The organism is Kitasatospora sp. NPDC030952 (genome assembly GCF_055571335.1).
Window position 1 is genome coordinate 102,331 of sequence record NZ_JBVIFM010000002.1, and the last position, 13,834, is coordinate 116,164.

Genomic DNA, 13,834 nt, shown 5'->3' on the forward strand with positions numbered 1-13,834 from the left:
CACCGACCCCGGGAGCCACGCCATGCCCGCCAAGCCCCTGGCCGAGCTGATCCGCTTCGCCCGCGCCAACTCGCCCTTCTACGCCGAGCTCTACCGCGACCTGCCCGAGGGCGCCGACCGGCTCGACCAGCTCCCGGTGATCGACCAGACCACGTTCTGGACGGCCAACACCTGGCCCGACAACCGGGTGCTGACCGGCCCGCTCACCGACGCCGGCGTCTACAAGACCGGCGGCACCACCGGCGTCCCCAAGTTCTCGCCGTGGACCCGCGCCGAACACGCCGACTCCGTCACCGCCTTCGGCGCCGGACTCGTCCGGGCCGGGCTGCGCCCCGGACACCGGGTCGCCAACCTCTTCGTCGCCGGCGAACTCTACGGCGGCTTCCTCTACATCGAGAACGCCCTGCACCACGCCCCCGTGGACAACGTGCGCCTCGGCGTCGGCGGCGCCGCCCCGGACGGCTACATCGCCGACCTGATCGCCGGGTTCGGGGTGCACGTGCTGGCCGGCGAGCCGATGAAGCTCAGCGCCGTCGCCGAGTGCCTGCTCGCCCGCGGCGAGACCGCCGACGGCGTCGAACTGCTGCTGTTCGGCGGCGACCTGCTCTTCGCCGACCTGCGCCCGCTGCTCTCCCGGGCCTTCCCGAAGGCCGCCGTCGCCTCCGTCGGCTACGCCTCCAACGACGCCGGGCTGGTCGGCGCGCCCGTCCCCGGCGAGGACGTCCGGGTCCACGAGGCCTTCGCCGACCGCACCGTGGTGGAACTGCTCGACGAGGTCACCGGCGAGCCCGTCACCACCCCCGGCACCCCCGGCCGGGTCGTGGTCACCAACCTGTTCCGCACCCTGATGCCGATCCTGCGCTACCCCACCGGCGACCGCGCCGAGTGGGTCGACGGCGAGTGCCGCCGCTTCCGGCTGCTCGGCCGCTCCACCGAGGGCGCCCGGGTCGGCACCGTCACCCTGCCCACCGAGGAGATCCGCGCCGTCCTGCTCGCCGCCGACCCGGACCGGCACATCGCCGGGATGCAACTGGTGCAACGGCGCTGGGACGGCCGCGACGGCGTCATCCTGCGGCTCGGCCACCTCGGACCGACCCCGCCCGCCGAACTGGCCGGCCGGCTCGTCGCCGCCGTCCACGAGGCCTTGCCGCTCTACCCGGCGGAGGTCGCCGTCGGCAACATCCACGGCCTCTCGGTGGAGTGGGTGCCGCGCTCGGAGCTGGTCACCAACCCGCGGACCGGCAAGCTCCAACAGGTCCTGGACGAGCGCCCCCGGAACTGACCGGCACGGGGCCGGCACTGGGCCGGCACGGGGGCCGGCCGCTCAACCGCCCTGCGGCCGGCCCCCGATGGCCACGCTCTGCCCGCGGAACTCGGCGATCACCGCGGCGTCCGCCGCCCTGCGCACCGTCACGTCGTAGATCCCGGTGCGGCCGACCCGCGAACGCTCCACCGCCTCGGCCACCAACTCGTCCCCCACCGCCGCCGGGGCCAGGAAGGCCACCTGCGCCGCCTGGGCGACGGTCACCGGGCCGTGGCTGTTGCAGGCGTACGAGAACGCGGCGTCGGCCAGCAGGAAGAGGAACCCGCCGTGCGCCGTACCGTGCCCGTTCACCATCGTCGCGGCCACCGTCATCCGCATCACCGCGCGCCCGGTGGACGCCTCCTCCAGGGCGATGCCCAGCGAACGGCTGGTCTCGTCCCGCTCGTACAGCGCGGCGATCACGGGGTCGAACATGGCGTCGCGGGTCCCTCCGTCGGCGGTGTCCGGCCCAGCGTAGGGGACGGACCGCCTCCGGTCACCGTCTGATGCGCGGTCAGCAGGCCTCGCGACCCGCCGCTGCCGCCGGAGACCAGCACCCGGCCAGGCACCAGCCGGAAGGACACCGGCGGCACGGCCGGGAGGGCGCCGACGGTGTGGACCAGCCGCCCGTCAGGCCCGGCGCCCGTCAGGCCGGCGCCCGTCAGCCCCGGCCGAAGCGCAGCGGCGAGGACTGCGCCGCCGCCGACTGCCGCAGCTCGGTGGCGATCAGCGCCGCCTGCACCCGCCGCTCCACGCCGAGCTTGGCGAGCAGCCGGGACACATGGTTCTTCACCGTCTTCTCGGCGAGGTAGAGCCGCTCGCCGATCTGCCGGTTGGTCAGGCCCTCGCCGATCAGCGCCAGCACCTCCTGCTCGCGCGCCGTCAGCCCCGGACCGGCGGTCACCGGCTGGGCGGGCTCGGCGTCGCTGCGCAGCCGGTTCAGCAGCCGGGTGGCCGCGCCGGGGTCGAGCATGGACCGGCCGGAGGCGACGGTACGGACCGCGGCCACCAGGTCGGTACCGCTGATCTGCTTCAGCACGTACCCGGCGGCGCCCGCCATCACGGCGTCCAGCAGCGCCTCCTCGTCGTCGAAGGAGGTGAGCATCAGACAGGCCAGATCGGGCATCCGCGACCGCAGTTCGCGGCAGACCGACACCCCGTCCCCGTCACCCAGCCGGACGTCCAGCACCGCCACGTCGGGCCGCAGCGCCGGCACCCGGACCAGCGCCTGCTCGGCCGTCGCGGCCTCGCCGACCACCTCGAGGTCCGGCTCGCCGTCCAGCAGGTCGTGCACCCCGCGGCGCACCACCTCGTGGTCGTCCAGCAGGAACACCCGGACCGGCGCCGGAGCCCCGGCCCCCTCCGCCTTGGTCGCCATCACGCGGCTCCACCTTCGTCACACCCCCGCACACTCCCAGCGGGGCCCACCGCATCATCCCCCGCCGGGCGGCACGGGCCCAGGGCCCAACGACCCCATTCGCCGCGGTCCGCAGCACCGTCCCCCGCCGTCCCCCGCCGTCCCCCTGGCCGTCCCGGGACGGCAACGCCCTGGAGGGACGTCCGGCGCACTGCTTGGCTGATCACCGCCTGCCCGGACGCCGTGCCGGGCCCACCGGAGGAGACCCTCATGAAGCGGACGAAGCTCGCCCTCAAGACGACGCTCGCCCTCGCCACCGCGGCCGCCACCCTCGCGCTGGCCGCCCCCGCCCAGGCAGCGCAGGGCGTCTCGGACATCGGCGACGGCTACCCGAACAGCTACAACTCCGTCCACTGCGTGCAGACCGTCCTCAACAACTGGGTCGCCAACGTCGTGGGCAACTCCGGCGCCCGGGTGCAGGAGGACGGCATCTGGGGCCCGAAGACGAAGGGTCTGGTGACCTACTTCCAGCAGGTCCAGCACAACGCCGACCCGTCCGTGGGCGTGGACGGCATCGTCGGCCCGCAGACCGGCAACTACATGCTCTACAGCCACTCCCAGCCCTGCTACGCCTACATCCCGACCTACTTCTGATCCCTCCGCACCCCCGTCCCCGGCCCGCGCCGTCCCCATCCGGCGCGGGCCGGACGCCGTTCCCGGCGGCGCGGGCACCCGGCCGCGGCACCCGGCGAGCCGCCGCTAGCGGTCCTGCCGCCGGACGTCGCCCAGCCCCACCAGCAGGAAGGCCAGCGCCACACCCGCCCCGCCGACCGCCGCCAGCGCCACCTTCGAAGCCGGCCCGCCCCCGTCGGACAGCAGGATCGCCGCCGCCCCCAGCGAGGCCACCGCCGCGCCCACCACCAGCCAGCCGGCCAGCGCGACGGCCGCCGGGCGGCCACTCCGCGGCACCGGCCCGGCATCAAGGGCCGGGTCGAGGGCTGCCCAGCCGGCCGCGCTCTCCCGCTGCTCCTCCCGCCGGTCCCACAGTGCCCGCACCCGCAGGGCCGTACCTCCGATCAGCCCGGTGAGGGCCACCTGGGCGGCCGGATGCCAGTCGGGCAGGGCGAGCAGCAGTCCGCCCGCCAGGGCGAGCGCCGCCCACCAGAGCACGCAGGCCGCCGCCGCGGTGCGGGTGGAGCGGGGCCGGTCGGCACCGGCCTGGAGGTCGGCGATGGCGGGCAGGTACCAGACGCAGCCGCTCGCGGTGAGCGCGGCGGTGCCGATGGCGAGGACGGTGTGGGTCACGGGCCGGCCTTCCTTTGTCGCGGGGAGCACGGGAGACGGGGAGCACGGAAGTCGGGAGCACGGGAGACGGGTGCCGTCCCCGCCCGCCCGGGGGCAGCGACGCGGGCGGGGACGGCGTTCGGGAGGCGTCCTCAGCCGTCGGCGGCCGAGGACGACGAAGGGGACGAAGAGGACGCCGACGACGCCGACGCCGACGAGACCGCCGAGGCCACCCGCGCCCGCTCCGCCCGGCTCAGCGGCCGGTCGTACTTCACCGGCTCCACGTCGCCCAGGTGCCGGGCCGGCTTCCCGGTGTGCTGCAGCACGTCCCGGGCCGCGATGTCCGGGTGGTGGAGGTCGAAGGCCGGGGATTCGGAGCGGATCCGCGGCAGCTTGACGAAGTTGTGCCGCGGCGGCGGGCAGGAGGTCGCCCACTCCAGCGAGCGGCCCCAGCCCCACGGGTCGTCCCCGGTGACGCGTTCGCCGTACTTGGCGGTCTTCCAGACGTTGTAGAGGAACGGCAGGATCGACAGCCCGAGCAGGAACGACCCGATGGTCGAGACGGTGTTCAGGGTCGTGAAGCCGTCCGAGGCCAGGTAGTCGGCGTACCGGCGGGGCATGCCCTCGGCGCCGAGCCAGTGCTGCACCAGGAAGGTCGTGTGGAAGCCGACGGTGAGTGTCCAGAAGGTGATCCGGCCGAGCCGCTCGTCGAGCTTCTTGCCCGTCATCTTGGGCCACCAGAAGTGGAAGCCGGCGAACATCGCGTACACCACGGTGCCGAACAGCGTGTAGTGGAAGTGCGCGACGACGAAGTACGAGTCGGAGACGTGGAAGTCGATCGGCGGCGCGGCCAGCAGCACGCCCGTCAGTCCGCCGAACAGGAAGGTCACCAGGAAGCCGACCGTCCACAGCATCGGCGTCTCGAAGCTCAGCGAGCCCTTCCACATGGTGCCGACCCAGTTGAAGAACTTCACGCCCGTCGGCACCGCGATCAGGAAGGTCATGAAGGAGAAGAACGGCAGCAGCACCTGCCCGGTGACGTACATGTGGTGCGCCCACACCGTCACCGACAGCCCGGCGATGGCCACCGTGGCGGCGATCAGCCCCGCGTAGCCGAACATCGGCTTGCGGCTGAACACCGGGATGACCTCCGAGACGATCCCGAAGAACGGCAGCGCCAGGATGTACACCTCCGGATGCCCGAAGAACCAGAACAGGTGCTGCCAGAGCATCGCCCCGCCGTTGGCCGGATCGAAGACGTGCGAGCCGAACTTGCGGTCGCACTCCAGCGCCAGCAGCGCGGCGGCCAGCACCGGGAAGACCAGCAGCACCAGCACCGAGGTGAGCAGCACGTTCCAGCAGAAGATGGACATCCGGAACATGGTCATCCCGGGGGCGCGCATGCAGAGGATGGTGGTGATGAAGTTGACCGCGCCGAAGATGCTGCCGAAGCCGGACAGTGTGACGCCCATGATCCACATGTCCGAGCCGACGCCCGGCGAGTGGACGGCGTCGGACAGCGGCGCGTAGAGGAACCAGCCGAAGTCGGCGGCGCCCTGCGGGGTGGCGAAGCCGGCCGCGGCGATCAGCGAGCCGAACATGAACAGCCAGTAGGACAGCATGTTCAGGCGCGGGAACGCCACGTCGGGCGCGCCGAGTTGCAGCGGCATGATCCAGTTGGCGAAGCCGGTGAACAGCGGCATCGCGAACAGCAGCAGCATCACCGAGCCGTGCATGGTGAACGCCTGGTTGAACTGCTCGTTGGAGAGGATCTGCGTTCCGGGCCGGGCGAGTTCGGCGCGCATGACCAGCGCGAGGACGCCGCCGATCAGGAAGAACGCGAACGAGGACACCAGGTACATGGTGCCGATCGTCTTGTGGTCGGTGGTGGTCAGCAGCCTGACCACGGCCGAGCCGGGTCGGCGGGCCCGAACCGGCCCGGCCGGCAGCGGCGTTGGCGGTGCGGTGGGGTCGCCCTGTGCCTGGGTGGCGCTCAAGGACGCACTCCTTCGGAACGTCGTGCGAATGGATGGCGATCCATGATCCGAACGCACGCCCCGTGCACCCCAGGGCCCTTGGGCCCGCCCGGCCGGGGCCGCTGGGCCCGAGTTCCCGGCCCGCCACCGGGACCTCCCGACCGGGACCCGTACGGCGAACGGGCCGCGCCGCCCCCGTCGACCGCTCGCGGCGGCTCAGTCCACCAGCCGGGCGAGCTGTCCGCGCTCCAGCGCGGCGTACACCGCACCGTCCGGCCCGACGGCGATCCCGTGCGGCTCGGCGCCCGGGCCGGGGATCGGGTACCCGTCCAGCCGGCCGTCCGCGTCCAGCACGCCGATCCGGCCGGCGCCCCACTCGGTGAACCAGAGCCGCCCGTCCGGCCCGGCGGCGATCGCGTGCGGTTTGGCGGCGCGGTCGGCCAGCGGGTACTCGGTCACCGCCCCGTCCACGGTGATCCGCCCGACCAGCCCGCCGCCGATCCCGACGTACCAGAGCGCCCCGTCCGCCCCGGCGGTGATCCCGACCGGCGCGGTGCCCGCGGTGGGCAGCCGGTGGACGGCCACCTCGCCCTCGACGGAGATCCGGGCAACGGCGTCCGCCTGGTTGAGCGTGCACCACAGCGCGCCGTCCGCCCCGGCGGTGATCATCGACGGGAACGCCCCGGCGAGCCGCAGCGGATGCTCCGTCACCTCCCCGTCGACGGTGATCCGGCCCACCGCATCGGTGCCCATGGCGGTGAACCAGAGCGCCCCGTCCGGCCCCGCGGTGATCCCGTACGGCCCGGTGCCGCTCGGCAGCCCGAACGACGAGACCTCCCCGCCGGCCGTGATCCGCCCGATCCGGTGGTCCCGCATCCGGCTGAACCACAGCGCGCCGTCCGCCCCGGCGGTGATGACGGCCGGGCCGCACCCGGGCGCCCCCAGCCCGTACCGCTCCACCGAGCCGTCGGCCGACAGCCGCCCCACCTCACCGGCGTGCACCAGGGTGAACCACACACCCCCGTCCGGCCCCACGGCCACCCCGTACGGCCCGGCCCCCGCCTCGGCCACCTCGAACAGTTCCATCCGCACCCCTCCGGCCTATCGCGACTCATGTCGCGTTAGTGATGCTGCCACGGCCACCCCACCGACGGCAACCGACTTCACTCAGGAGCGGACACGACGTCCCGCAGCACCGAGATCACACCCATCCCCGCCGCGCAGACCGGCACCGCCAGCAGCGCCCCGATGATGCCCGCGACGCCGGAGCCGGCCACCACCGCGACCATGATGGTCGCCGGGTGCAGCTCGACCGTCCGGCTCTGGATGACCGGCTGCAGGACGTTGCCCTCGATCATCTGCACCGTCAGCACCACCCCGAGCGCCCACAGCGCCGTGCCCAGCCCGCCGTCCGCGAGCGCCACCAGCACCGCCACCGTGCCGGACAGGAACGCGCCGACGAACGGGATGTACGCGCCCATGAAGACCAGCGCGCCCAGCCCCGGGGCGCCGGGGACGCCCAGGGCGAGCAGCCCGACGGTGATGAAGCCCGCGTCGATCAGGGCGATCAGGGTGGTGCCGCGCATGAAGCCGGCCATCGCCTCGAAGGCCCGCTCGGCGCAGGCGATCACGGTGTCGGCGCCGCGCCCGGGTAGGTGGGCGCGGATGGTGTCACCGGTGCGGTGGCCGTCCCGCAGGAAGAAGAAGACCAGGGCGAGCGCCAGCACGGCGCCGGTGATCACCTGGGTGAGCAGGCCGAGCCCGGACAGCACGCCGTTGGTCAGGGTCGAGACCAGCGAGTTGGTCTCGCCCTTGGCGTTGTTCAGCGCGTGCTCGATCTTCGCCCCGAACGGCCCGAGCCAGTCGGCCAGCCGCCGCCCGGCCGCCGGGAGCGAGCCGGCGATCTGCGGGGCGCTGTGCACCAGGGAGTTGACCAGCAGGGCGATCACCCCGACCACCGCGACCACCAGCACCAGGCAGGTCAGCCCGGCCGCCAGGCCGCGACCCACCCCCCGCCGGACCATCCAGGGCACCACCGGGTGGAGCAGCGAGACCCCCAGCAGCGCCAGGACGAACGGCACGGTGGCGGCCCGCAGCTCGACGAGCGCGAACACCACCAGCGAGCCCACGGTGATCAGCAGGATCACCGCCACCGACCAGGCCGCCGCCCACCGCACCGCGGGCGGCAGCATCAGATAGGGCCTGCGGTGGTCGGGCCGCCCACCGGGCGGGCGCTCCACGGACACGGCCACCTCCGCCGAGGATCGTCGTTGAGTCCGAACCGACCCATCTCAACAGAGAATCTGACGATATGCCCTATTTAGACCGACCGGCACATGGTGGGTGGAGCAAGGAGCGGCGTCCGGGCCGAGCCTGGCAAGGCGGAGGAGGGAGTAGCAGCGGAGCTGCGGCGACCGACGACAACGCAGTCCAGGCGACAGCCCGGGCGTCGCGACGCCGCCCACCATGTGCCGGTCGGTCTTAGAGCCCGTTACGCCCGCTACGGGCCGTCACGGCCGCTCCGCCGCCTCGAACCGTACGGATCCGCCCCCACCCGCACCCTGGCGGGCGCCCTCGCCGGCGCCCGCGAAGGCCAGTACCCGTTGGGCCTCGGCCTCCGCCGCCGCACGGTCCGCCCGCGCCAGCCGGACGAACGGCTCGACGACCACGTCCTGCTCCGCCGTCAGCCGCCACGTCCCGGCGACCAGTCCGTCCACCAGCAGGGTGCCGAGCACCAGCCCGTTCCGGGTCATCACCCGGTCCTTGTACCGCTCCGGCAGCACCCGGCTGCGGTCGGCGTGCGAGAGCAGCAGGTTGTCGAACGGCGCGACCAGCCGCACCGGCGCCGGGACGTCCGGCTCCGGCCGGGGCGCCTGCGGCAGGTCGTACAGCACCCGGCCCTGCTCGTCCCGGAAGGTCGGCAGCCCCGGCGCGAGCCGCTTGAGCACGGGCCCCAGCCGACTGAGGCCGCACCACTTCTGCAGGTCGGCGACGGTGGCCGGGCCGAAGGCGGCCAGGTAGCGCAGCACCAGCCGGTCCGGCGCGGGGGCGGGGGCGGGGTCGAGCGGGCGGCTGAGCCAGGCCTCCGCGGTGGTGTGGGCGGCCGGGCCGCTGCGGCCCCACAGCCCGCGCGGCGGCACCTGGACCAGCGGCAGCAGGCAGCGCGCGGCCTGGGCCAGCGCCGCCGGGTCGCGGTCCGGTCGGGTGGCGGCCAGCAGCGCGCCGAGCTGCTGGAAGGTGCGCGGCTCCTCCTCGACCAGGGCGCGGGCCTCGGCGGCCAGCGCGGCCGGGTCGAGTCCGGCGAGCCGCTTGCCGTAGGTGGTGCGCAGCGCCTGGTCGAGGACGGGCTGGAGCAGCGGGCGCAGGGCCAGGCAGTCCTCAGCGGTGACCAGGTGGATGGTGCCGCGCTGGAGCGCGATCCGGACCGCGGCCCGCTGTTCGAGCAGGGTGCTGAGCCCGTCCGGGGTGAACCCGTCGAGCCGGGAGAGCAGTCCGAGGTAGGGCGGCTGCGGTACGGCCTGGGCCTGGAGTCCGCCGAGGTGGTGGATGACGTCGAGGGGCGCCAGGTCGGTGCGGGCGAGCAGGTGCTGACGGGCCAGCAGGGCGCGGCCCAGGGCCCGGGGGCCGAGCACCGTCACCGGCGGCCGTCCAGCACCGAGCGCAGGACGGAGATCCGGTTGCTGGTGATGGAGACGGCCCCGGTGTCGCGCAGCCGGCGCATGGTGCGGCGCAGGTCGGCGGTCCAGGTGGAGACGGCGAGCCCCTCGTCCGCGGCGGCCGCCACGAAGGCGGGGGTGACCAGGCCGAAGGGCGGGTTGAGGAAGCGCGGGCGCAGGTCGCGCAGCAGGGCGGGCGCGGGCATCCGGGGTTGCTTCCAGGTGAGCGCGATCTCGGCGTCCCGGCTGAGTCCGCGCACGGCGAGCATGGCGGTGGCGGGGCCGCAGAAGGCGACGAGGTCCTCGGCGCCGAGTCCGGTGACGACGTCCCAGGTGGCGGCGGCCGGGCCGGGCTCGTCCAGGTCGATCAGCAGCCGGCGGCCGTTCGCGGCGGCGACGGTCTTGATCGTCTCGGCGAGGGTGGGGACGGCCAGTTCGCCCTGGCGCAGGTCGGCCAGCTGCTCGGTGGTGACCCGGCCGATCGACCGCGGGTCGCCCCAGAGCCGCTCCAGGGTCCGGTCGTGCAGCAGCACCGGCACCTTGTCGCGGGTCAGCTGGACGTCCACCTCGACGGCGTCGGCCCCGGCGGCGAGCGCGGACTCGACGGAGGCCAGGGTGTTCTCGCGGTGGCGGTAGGGGTCGCCGCGGTGGGCGACGGCGAGCACCGGCCGGCGGTCGGCGGGGGTGGTCATCGGATCCTTCCGGAGAGCCAGGGGGTGAGGCCGTACAGACCGACCGGTTCGCGGTAGCCGGGCTCACCCGGGACGGTGACGATCAGGGTGGTGGCGGGCGGGAAGGTCCGGGCCTTGACGTGCACCAGACCGGACCAGACCGAGTTCAGGAAGGCCGGGACGCTGTCGCGCGGGACATCGAAGGCGATGCCCTCGACGGTCACCACGGCCTCGTCGTGGGTGAACAGCCGGACGGTGGTCACCGGGCTCCCGCCGAACTCCAGCAGCGCCTCGTGCGGGATGGCGTCCGCCCCGTCGTCCTGGCCGACCAGTCCGGCGAAGGTCTGGTCGCCGCCGATGTCGTGCTGGGCGCGGACGGCCAGTCCGTGCCGGGCGGCGACGACCTCGATCGCCAGGACGGCGGCCTGGGTGGTCGGCAGGTGCGGCTGGTGCGGCGGGTTCGGGGAAGGCATCCGGGCCTCTCGTTTCGAAGAACGCGCAGGGAACGGCTAGCGCCGTTCGATCATCACATTGGTCGACTTGATGACCGCCGTGGCGGGTGCGCCCGGCACCAGGTTCAGCTCCTCCACCGAGTCCCGGCTGATCAGCGACACCACCCGGAACGGCCCGGCCTGGACCTCCACCTGCGCGGCCACGTCGCCGAGCCGCACCTCGGTGACGATCCCGGGGAAGCGGTTGCGCGCCGAGGACGGCCGACCCTCGGCCTCGGCGATCTCCGGCCGGGCCAGCTCGCGGGCGAAGGCGGCGAGTTCGGCCCCGGGGATGATCCGGTGCCCGTGCTCGTCCCGCACGGCGGCGAGCTTCCCGGCGTCCACCCAGCGCCGCATGGTGTCCGCGCTGACGCCGAGCAGCGCGGCCGCCTCACCGATGCGGTACGGGTTGACCGGCACGTCGGGCTGGCCCATCTGCGTCTCCTGACGATGGTTCGAGGTACGGGGTACGCGCCCCCCGGCCGCCATCCTGCCGTACCGGGGACGTCGGCGGGAAACGGCCTACGGCTCCCCGAAGAGGTCCCGCCGCACGGCGTCCCCCGCGGTGAGCACCGCCCCGGCGAGCACCGCGCCGCCGCCCGCCGTGCCGGCCCGCACCTCGGTGTGCAGCGGGGAGAGCCGGGCCAGCCGCCGTTCCACCCGGCCGGCCAGTTCGGCGCCGCCGGCCCGGCCGATCTCGCCGCCGAGCACCAGGCAGCCGGGGTCGAGCACCACGCAGACGCTGGCCGCGCCGAGCGCGATCCGCTCGGCCAGCTCGTCCAGGAACGGCGCCCCCGCCGCCCCGGCGGCCAGCGCGGCGCGGACGGCGGCCTCGGCGGCGGCCGCGTCGTCCGCCGGACCGGTGGGCAGTCCGTGGCGGCGGGCGAGGGCGCACAGGGCCGCGCTGCCGACCAGGCCGTGGAAGCCGCCCTCGCAGCTGTCGGCGCTGGGCAGTCCGGTGGCACCGGGGACGGGCAGGAAGCAGATCTCGCCGGTGCCGCCGGAGAAGCCGCGGCGCAGCCGCCCGTCGAGGATGACGGCGGCGCCGACGCTGTGGCCGAGCCAGATCAGGACGAAGGTGTCGCGGTCGCGGGCGGCGCCGACCCGGTACTCGGCCCGGCCGGCCAGGTTGACCTCGTTCTCCAGGATCACCTCTGTGTCGGGCAACTCGCCCAGTGCGGTGAGGAGTTCGGCGTGCCAGCCGGGGAGCTGGCCGGTGCTGTGCAGCCGGCCGGTGGCGGGGTCGACCAGGCCGGGGGCGCCGACGGCGACGGTGTGCAGCCGGTCGACGCCGGCGGCGCGGGCGGTCTCCCGCAGGGTGCGGACGATCGCGGCGGCGGTGTCGGGGGTGCCGGCGCCCTCGACCGGGACCTCGGCGGTGCCGAGGGTGCGCCCGGCGAGGTCGGCGACGACCAGGCTGACCCCGCCTTCGCGGACGTCGAAGGCGGCGATGTGGGCGCGGGAGGCGACCAGCGCGTAGAGCCGGGCGTTGGGGCCGCGCCGCTGTTCGCCGCGTTCGCCGGCGAGGGCGATCAGGCCGGTCCGCTGGAGGCGGTCGAGCAGGTCGGCGACGGTCGGCCTGGAGAGGCCGGTGAGGTCGCGCAGCTCGGTCGCGGTCAGGGGACCCTGTTCGAGCAGGAGGTTGAGCGCCAGCCGGTCGTTGATCGCCCGGGCGGTGCTCGGCGTGGCCGTACGCGCGGTGGTCATAAGCGATCATCCTTCCAGAGTGTTTCTATCAGGGTCCCTTCCTGATAGTTTATCGAACCGTTCGGACCATCCGCCCGGAGGGAACCGCCATATGACCGCCACCACCCTCGAACCACTCGCGGAACCACGCCGCTCACGGCTGAGCATCGCGCTGGTCTTCGGCGTGCACGGCGCCGTCGGCGGCACCTTCGTCACCCGCATCCCGTGGATCCAGGACCGCCTGGACCTCTCCCCCGGGCAGCTCGGCCTCGCCCTGGTGATGCCCGCCATCGGCTCCTCCCTGGCGATGCCGCTGGCCGGGCGCTTCGTCCACCGTTACGGCGGCCGGGCCGCGGTGCGCGGGCTGATCTCGCTCTGGTGCCTGGCCCTGACCCTGCCCGCGCTCGCCCCCTCGCTGCCCGCGCTCTGCGCGGTGCTGCTGGTGTACGGCGCCACGGCGGGCATGGCGGACGTCGCGATGAACGCCCAGGGCGTGGAGATCGAGCAGCGCCTCGGCCGCTCGATCATGTCCGGACTGCACGGGATGTGGAGCGCGGGCGGCCTGCTGGCCTCCGGCTTCGGCATCCTGTCCGCCCACCTCGACCTCGACGCCCGGCTCCAGCTGGCCGTCACCGCGCTCGTCCTGCTCGCCCTCGCCCAGCCGGTCTGCCGCGGCCTGCCCGACCTGCGCGCCCACGCGGAGGCCGAGGCGCCCCCGCACTTCGCCCTGCCGCCGCGCAGCTCGCTGGTGATCGGCCTGGTCGGCTTCTGCGCGGTGTTCGGCGAGGGCGCCTCGATGGACTGGAGCGGCGTCTACCTGAAGGACATCACCGGCGCCTCGGCCACCGTCGCCGCCGCCTCGTACACCGCCTTCTCGCTCACCATGGCCGTCAGCCGGCTCGCCGGGGACGCCGTGGTCCGCCGCATCGGCGCCGTCCGCGCCACCCGGCTGGGCGGGGCGGTCGCCACCCTCGGCGGCCTCCTCGTGGTCGCCGCCGACACTCCGGCGCTGGCCATCCCGGGCTTCGCCCTGATCGGCGTCGGGGTCGCGGTGATCGTCCCGCTCGCCTTCGCCGCCGCCGGCCGGATCGGCCGCAACCCCAGCCAGGCCATCGCGGGCGTCGCCACCGTCACCTACACCTCCGGTCTGATCGCCCCCGCCGTGATCGGCGCCCTCGCCCAGGCCACCTCGCTGACCGTCTCCTTCGGCCTGGTCACCCTGCTCGCCTTCGCCCTGGTGCTCAGCGCCGGGGCCCTGCGCCGGGCCGAGCCGGACTTCCCGACGGAAGCGGCGGGCGGCGACGTGCCCGCCATGTCACCGAACAACCCTTCCGGAAAAGACCTCTCCACGATATGAGCGGGAATTCCACGGACCGTTCCCGCTGATATCGCCGACCGCCGGGCGCCCTC

At 74.4% G+C, this 13,834-nt stretch carries 13 protein-coding genes and 1 pseudogene; 3 read left to right on the forward strand and 11 right to left on the reverse strand.

Features of this window, described 5'->3' with window-relative positions; genetic code table 11:
* The first annotated feature begins 22 nt into the window (after nucleotides 1–22).
* The gene (locus tag ACZ47G_RS05350; protein WP_465740130.1) at nucleotides 23–1,282 is read left to right on the forward strand and encodes a phenylacetate--CoA ligase family protein; all 1,260 of its coding nucleotides are present in this window, start codon (nucleotides 23–25) and stop codon (nucleotides 1,280–1,282) included.
* Between the two features lie 42 nt (nucleotides 1,283–1,324).
* Here the strand turns inward: ACZ47G_RS05350 and paaI are convergent, their stop codons facing one another.
* Both paaI and ACZ47G_RS05360 read right to left on the reverse strand, forming a co-directional pair.
* The gene (gene paaI, locus ACZ47G_RS05355; protein ID WP_465740131.1) at nucleotides 1,325–1,738 is read right to left on the reverse strand and encodes a hydroxyphenylacetyl-CoA thioesterase PaaI; all 414 of its coding nucleotides are present in this window, start codon (nucleotides 1,736–1,738) and stop codon (nucleotides 1,325–1,327) included.
* A gap of 226 nt (nucleotides 1,739–1,964) precedes the next feature.
* Complete coding sequence (locus ACZ47G_RS05360; protein ID WP_465740132.1) at nucleotides 1,965–2,681, reverse strand: response regulator; 717 nt, start codon at nucleotides 2,679–2,681, stop codon at nucleotides 1,965–1,967.
* 249 nt (nucleotides 2,682–2,930) lie between these two features.
* Here ACZ47G_RS05360 and ACZ47G_RS05365 point away from each other — a divergent pair, with 249 nt between their 5' ends.
* Nucleotides 2,931–3,314, forward strand: coding sequence for a peptidoglycan-binding domain-containing protein (locus tag ACZ47G_RS05365; RefSeq protein ID WP_465740133.1), 384 nt, complete (start codon nucleotides 2,931–2,933; stop codon nucleotides 3,312–3,314).
* Nucleotides 3,315–3,419: 105 nt separating this feature from the next.
* On the opposite strand, the gene ACZ47G_RS05370 is transcribed toward ACZ47G_RS05365, so the two are convergent.
* The 9 genes and pseudogenes from ACZ47G_RS05370 to ACZ47G_RS05410 all read right to left on the reverse strand — a co-directional run bounded on the left by ACZ47G_RS05370 (nucleotide 3,420) and on the right by ACZ47G_RS05410 (nucleotide 12,445).
* Complete coding sequence (locus ACZ47G_RS05370) at nucleotides 3,420–3,965, reverse strand: hypothetical protein (protein WP_465740134.1); 546 nt, start codon at nucleotides 3,963–3,965, stop codon at nucleotides 3,420–3,422.
* A 305-nt stretch (nucleotides 3,966–4,270) separates the two neighbouring features.
* Nucleotides 4,271–5,893: pseudogene (ctaD, locus tag ACZ47G_RS05375) on the reverse strand (aa3-type cytochrome oxidase subunit I); the annotation flags it as partial.
* Between the two features lie 243 nt (nucleotides 5,894–6,136).
* A complete protein-coding gene (locus ACZ47G_RS05380; RefSeq protein ID WP_465740135.1) occupies nucleotides 6,137–7,006 on the reverse strand; it encodes a Vgb family protein in 870 nt (289 codons plus the stop codon).
* A gap of 77 nt (nucleotides 7,007–7,083) precedes the next feature.
* Nucleotides 7,084–8,166 carry an AI-2E family transporter gene (locus ACZ47G_RS05385; RefSeq protein ID WP_465740136.1) on the reverse strand — a complete coding sequence of 361 codons (1,083 nt, stop codon included), beginning with the start codon at nucleotides 8,164–8,166 and terminating at the stop codon, nucleotides 7,084–7,086.
* Nucleotides 8,167–8,430: 264 nt separating this feature from the next.
* On the reverse strand, nucleotides 8,431–9,558 hold the full coding sequence (locus tag ACZ47G_RS05390; RefSeq protein WP_465740137.1) for a winged helix DNA-binding domain-containing protein: 1,128 nt from the start codon (nucleotides 9,556–9,558) through the stop codon (nucleotides 8,431–8,433).
* Nucleotides 9,555–10,268, reverse strand: a complete 714-nt coding sequence (locus ACZ47G_RS05395) for a glycerophosphodiester phosphodiesterase (RefSeq protein ID WP_465740138.1) — start codon at nucleotides 10,266–10,268, stop codon at nucleotides 9,555–9,557. The genes ACZ47G_RS05390 and ACZ47G_RS05395 overlap by 4 nt, the downstream gene beginning before the upstream one ends.
* Nucleotides 10,265–10,720, reverse strand: coding sequence for a hypothetical protein (locus ACZ47G_RS05400; RefSeq protein ID WP_465740139.1), 456 nt, complete (start codon nucleotides 10,718–10,720; stop codon nucleotides 10,265–10,267). The genes ACZ47G_RS05395 and ACZ47G_RS05400 overlap by 4 nt, the downstream gene beginning before the upstream one ends.
* Nucleotides 10,721–10,756: 36 nt before the next feature.
* Nucleotides 10,757–11,173: a TOBE domain-containing protein gene (locus tag ACZ47G_RS05405; RefSeq protein ID WP_188306630.1), complete on the reverse strand. Its 417-nt coding sequence runs from the start codon at nucleotides 11,171–11,173 to the stop codon at nucleotides 10,757–10,759.
* A gap of 87 nt (nucleotides 11,174–11,260) precedes the next feature.
* Nucleotides 11,261–12,445: an ROK family transcriptional regulator gene (locus ACZ47G_RS05410; protein WP_465740140.1), complete on the reverse strand. Its 1,185-nt coding sequence runs from the start codon at nucleotides 12,443–12,445 to the stop codon at nucleotides 11,261–11,263.
* 91 nt (nucleotides 12,446–12,536) lie between these two features.
* Between ACZ47G_RS05410 and ACZ47G_RS05415 the strand changes: the two genes are divergently transcribed.
* On the forward strand, nucleotides 12,537–13,781 hold the full coding sequence (locus ACZ47G_RS05415; protein WP_465740141.1) for an MFS transporter: 1,245 nt from the start codon (nucleotides 12,537–12,539) through the stop codon (nucleotides 13,779–13,781).
* The last annotated feature ends 53 nt before the right edge of the window (nucleotides 13,782–13,834 follow it).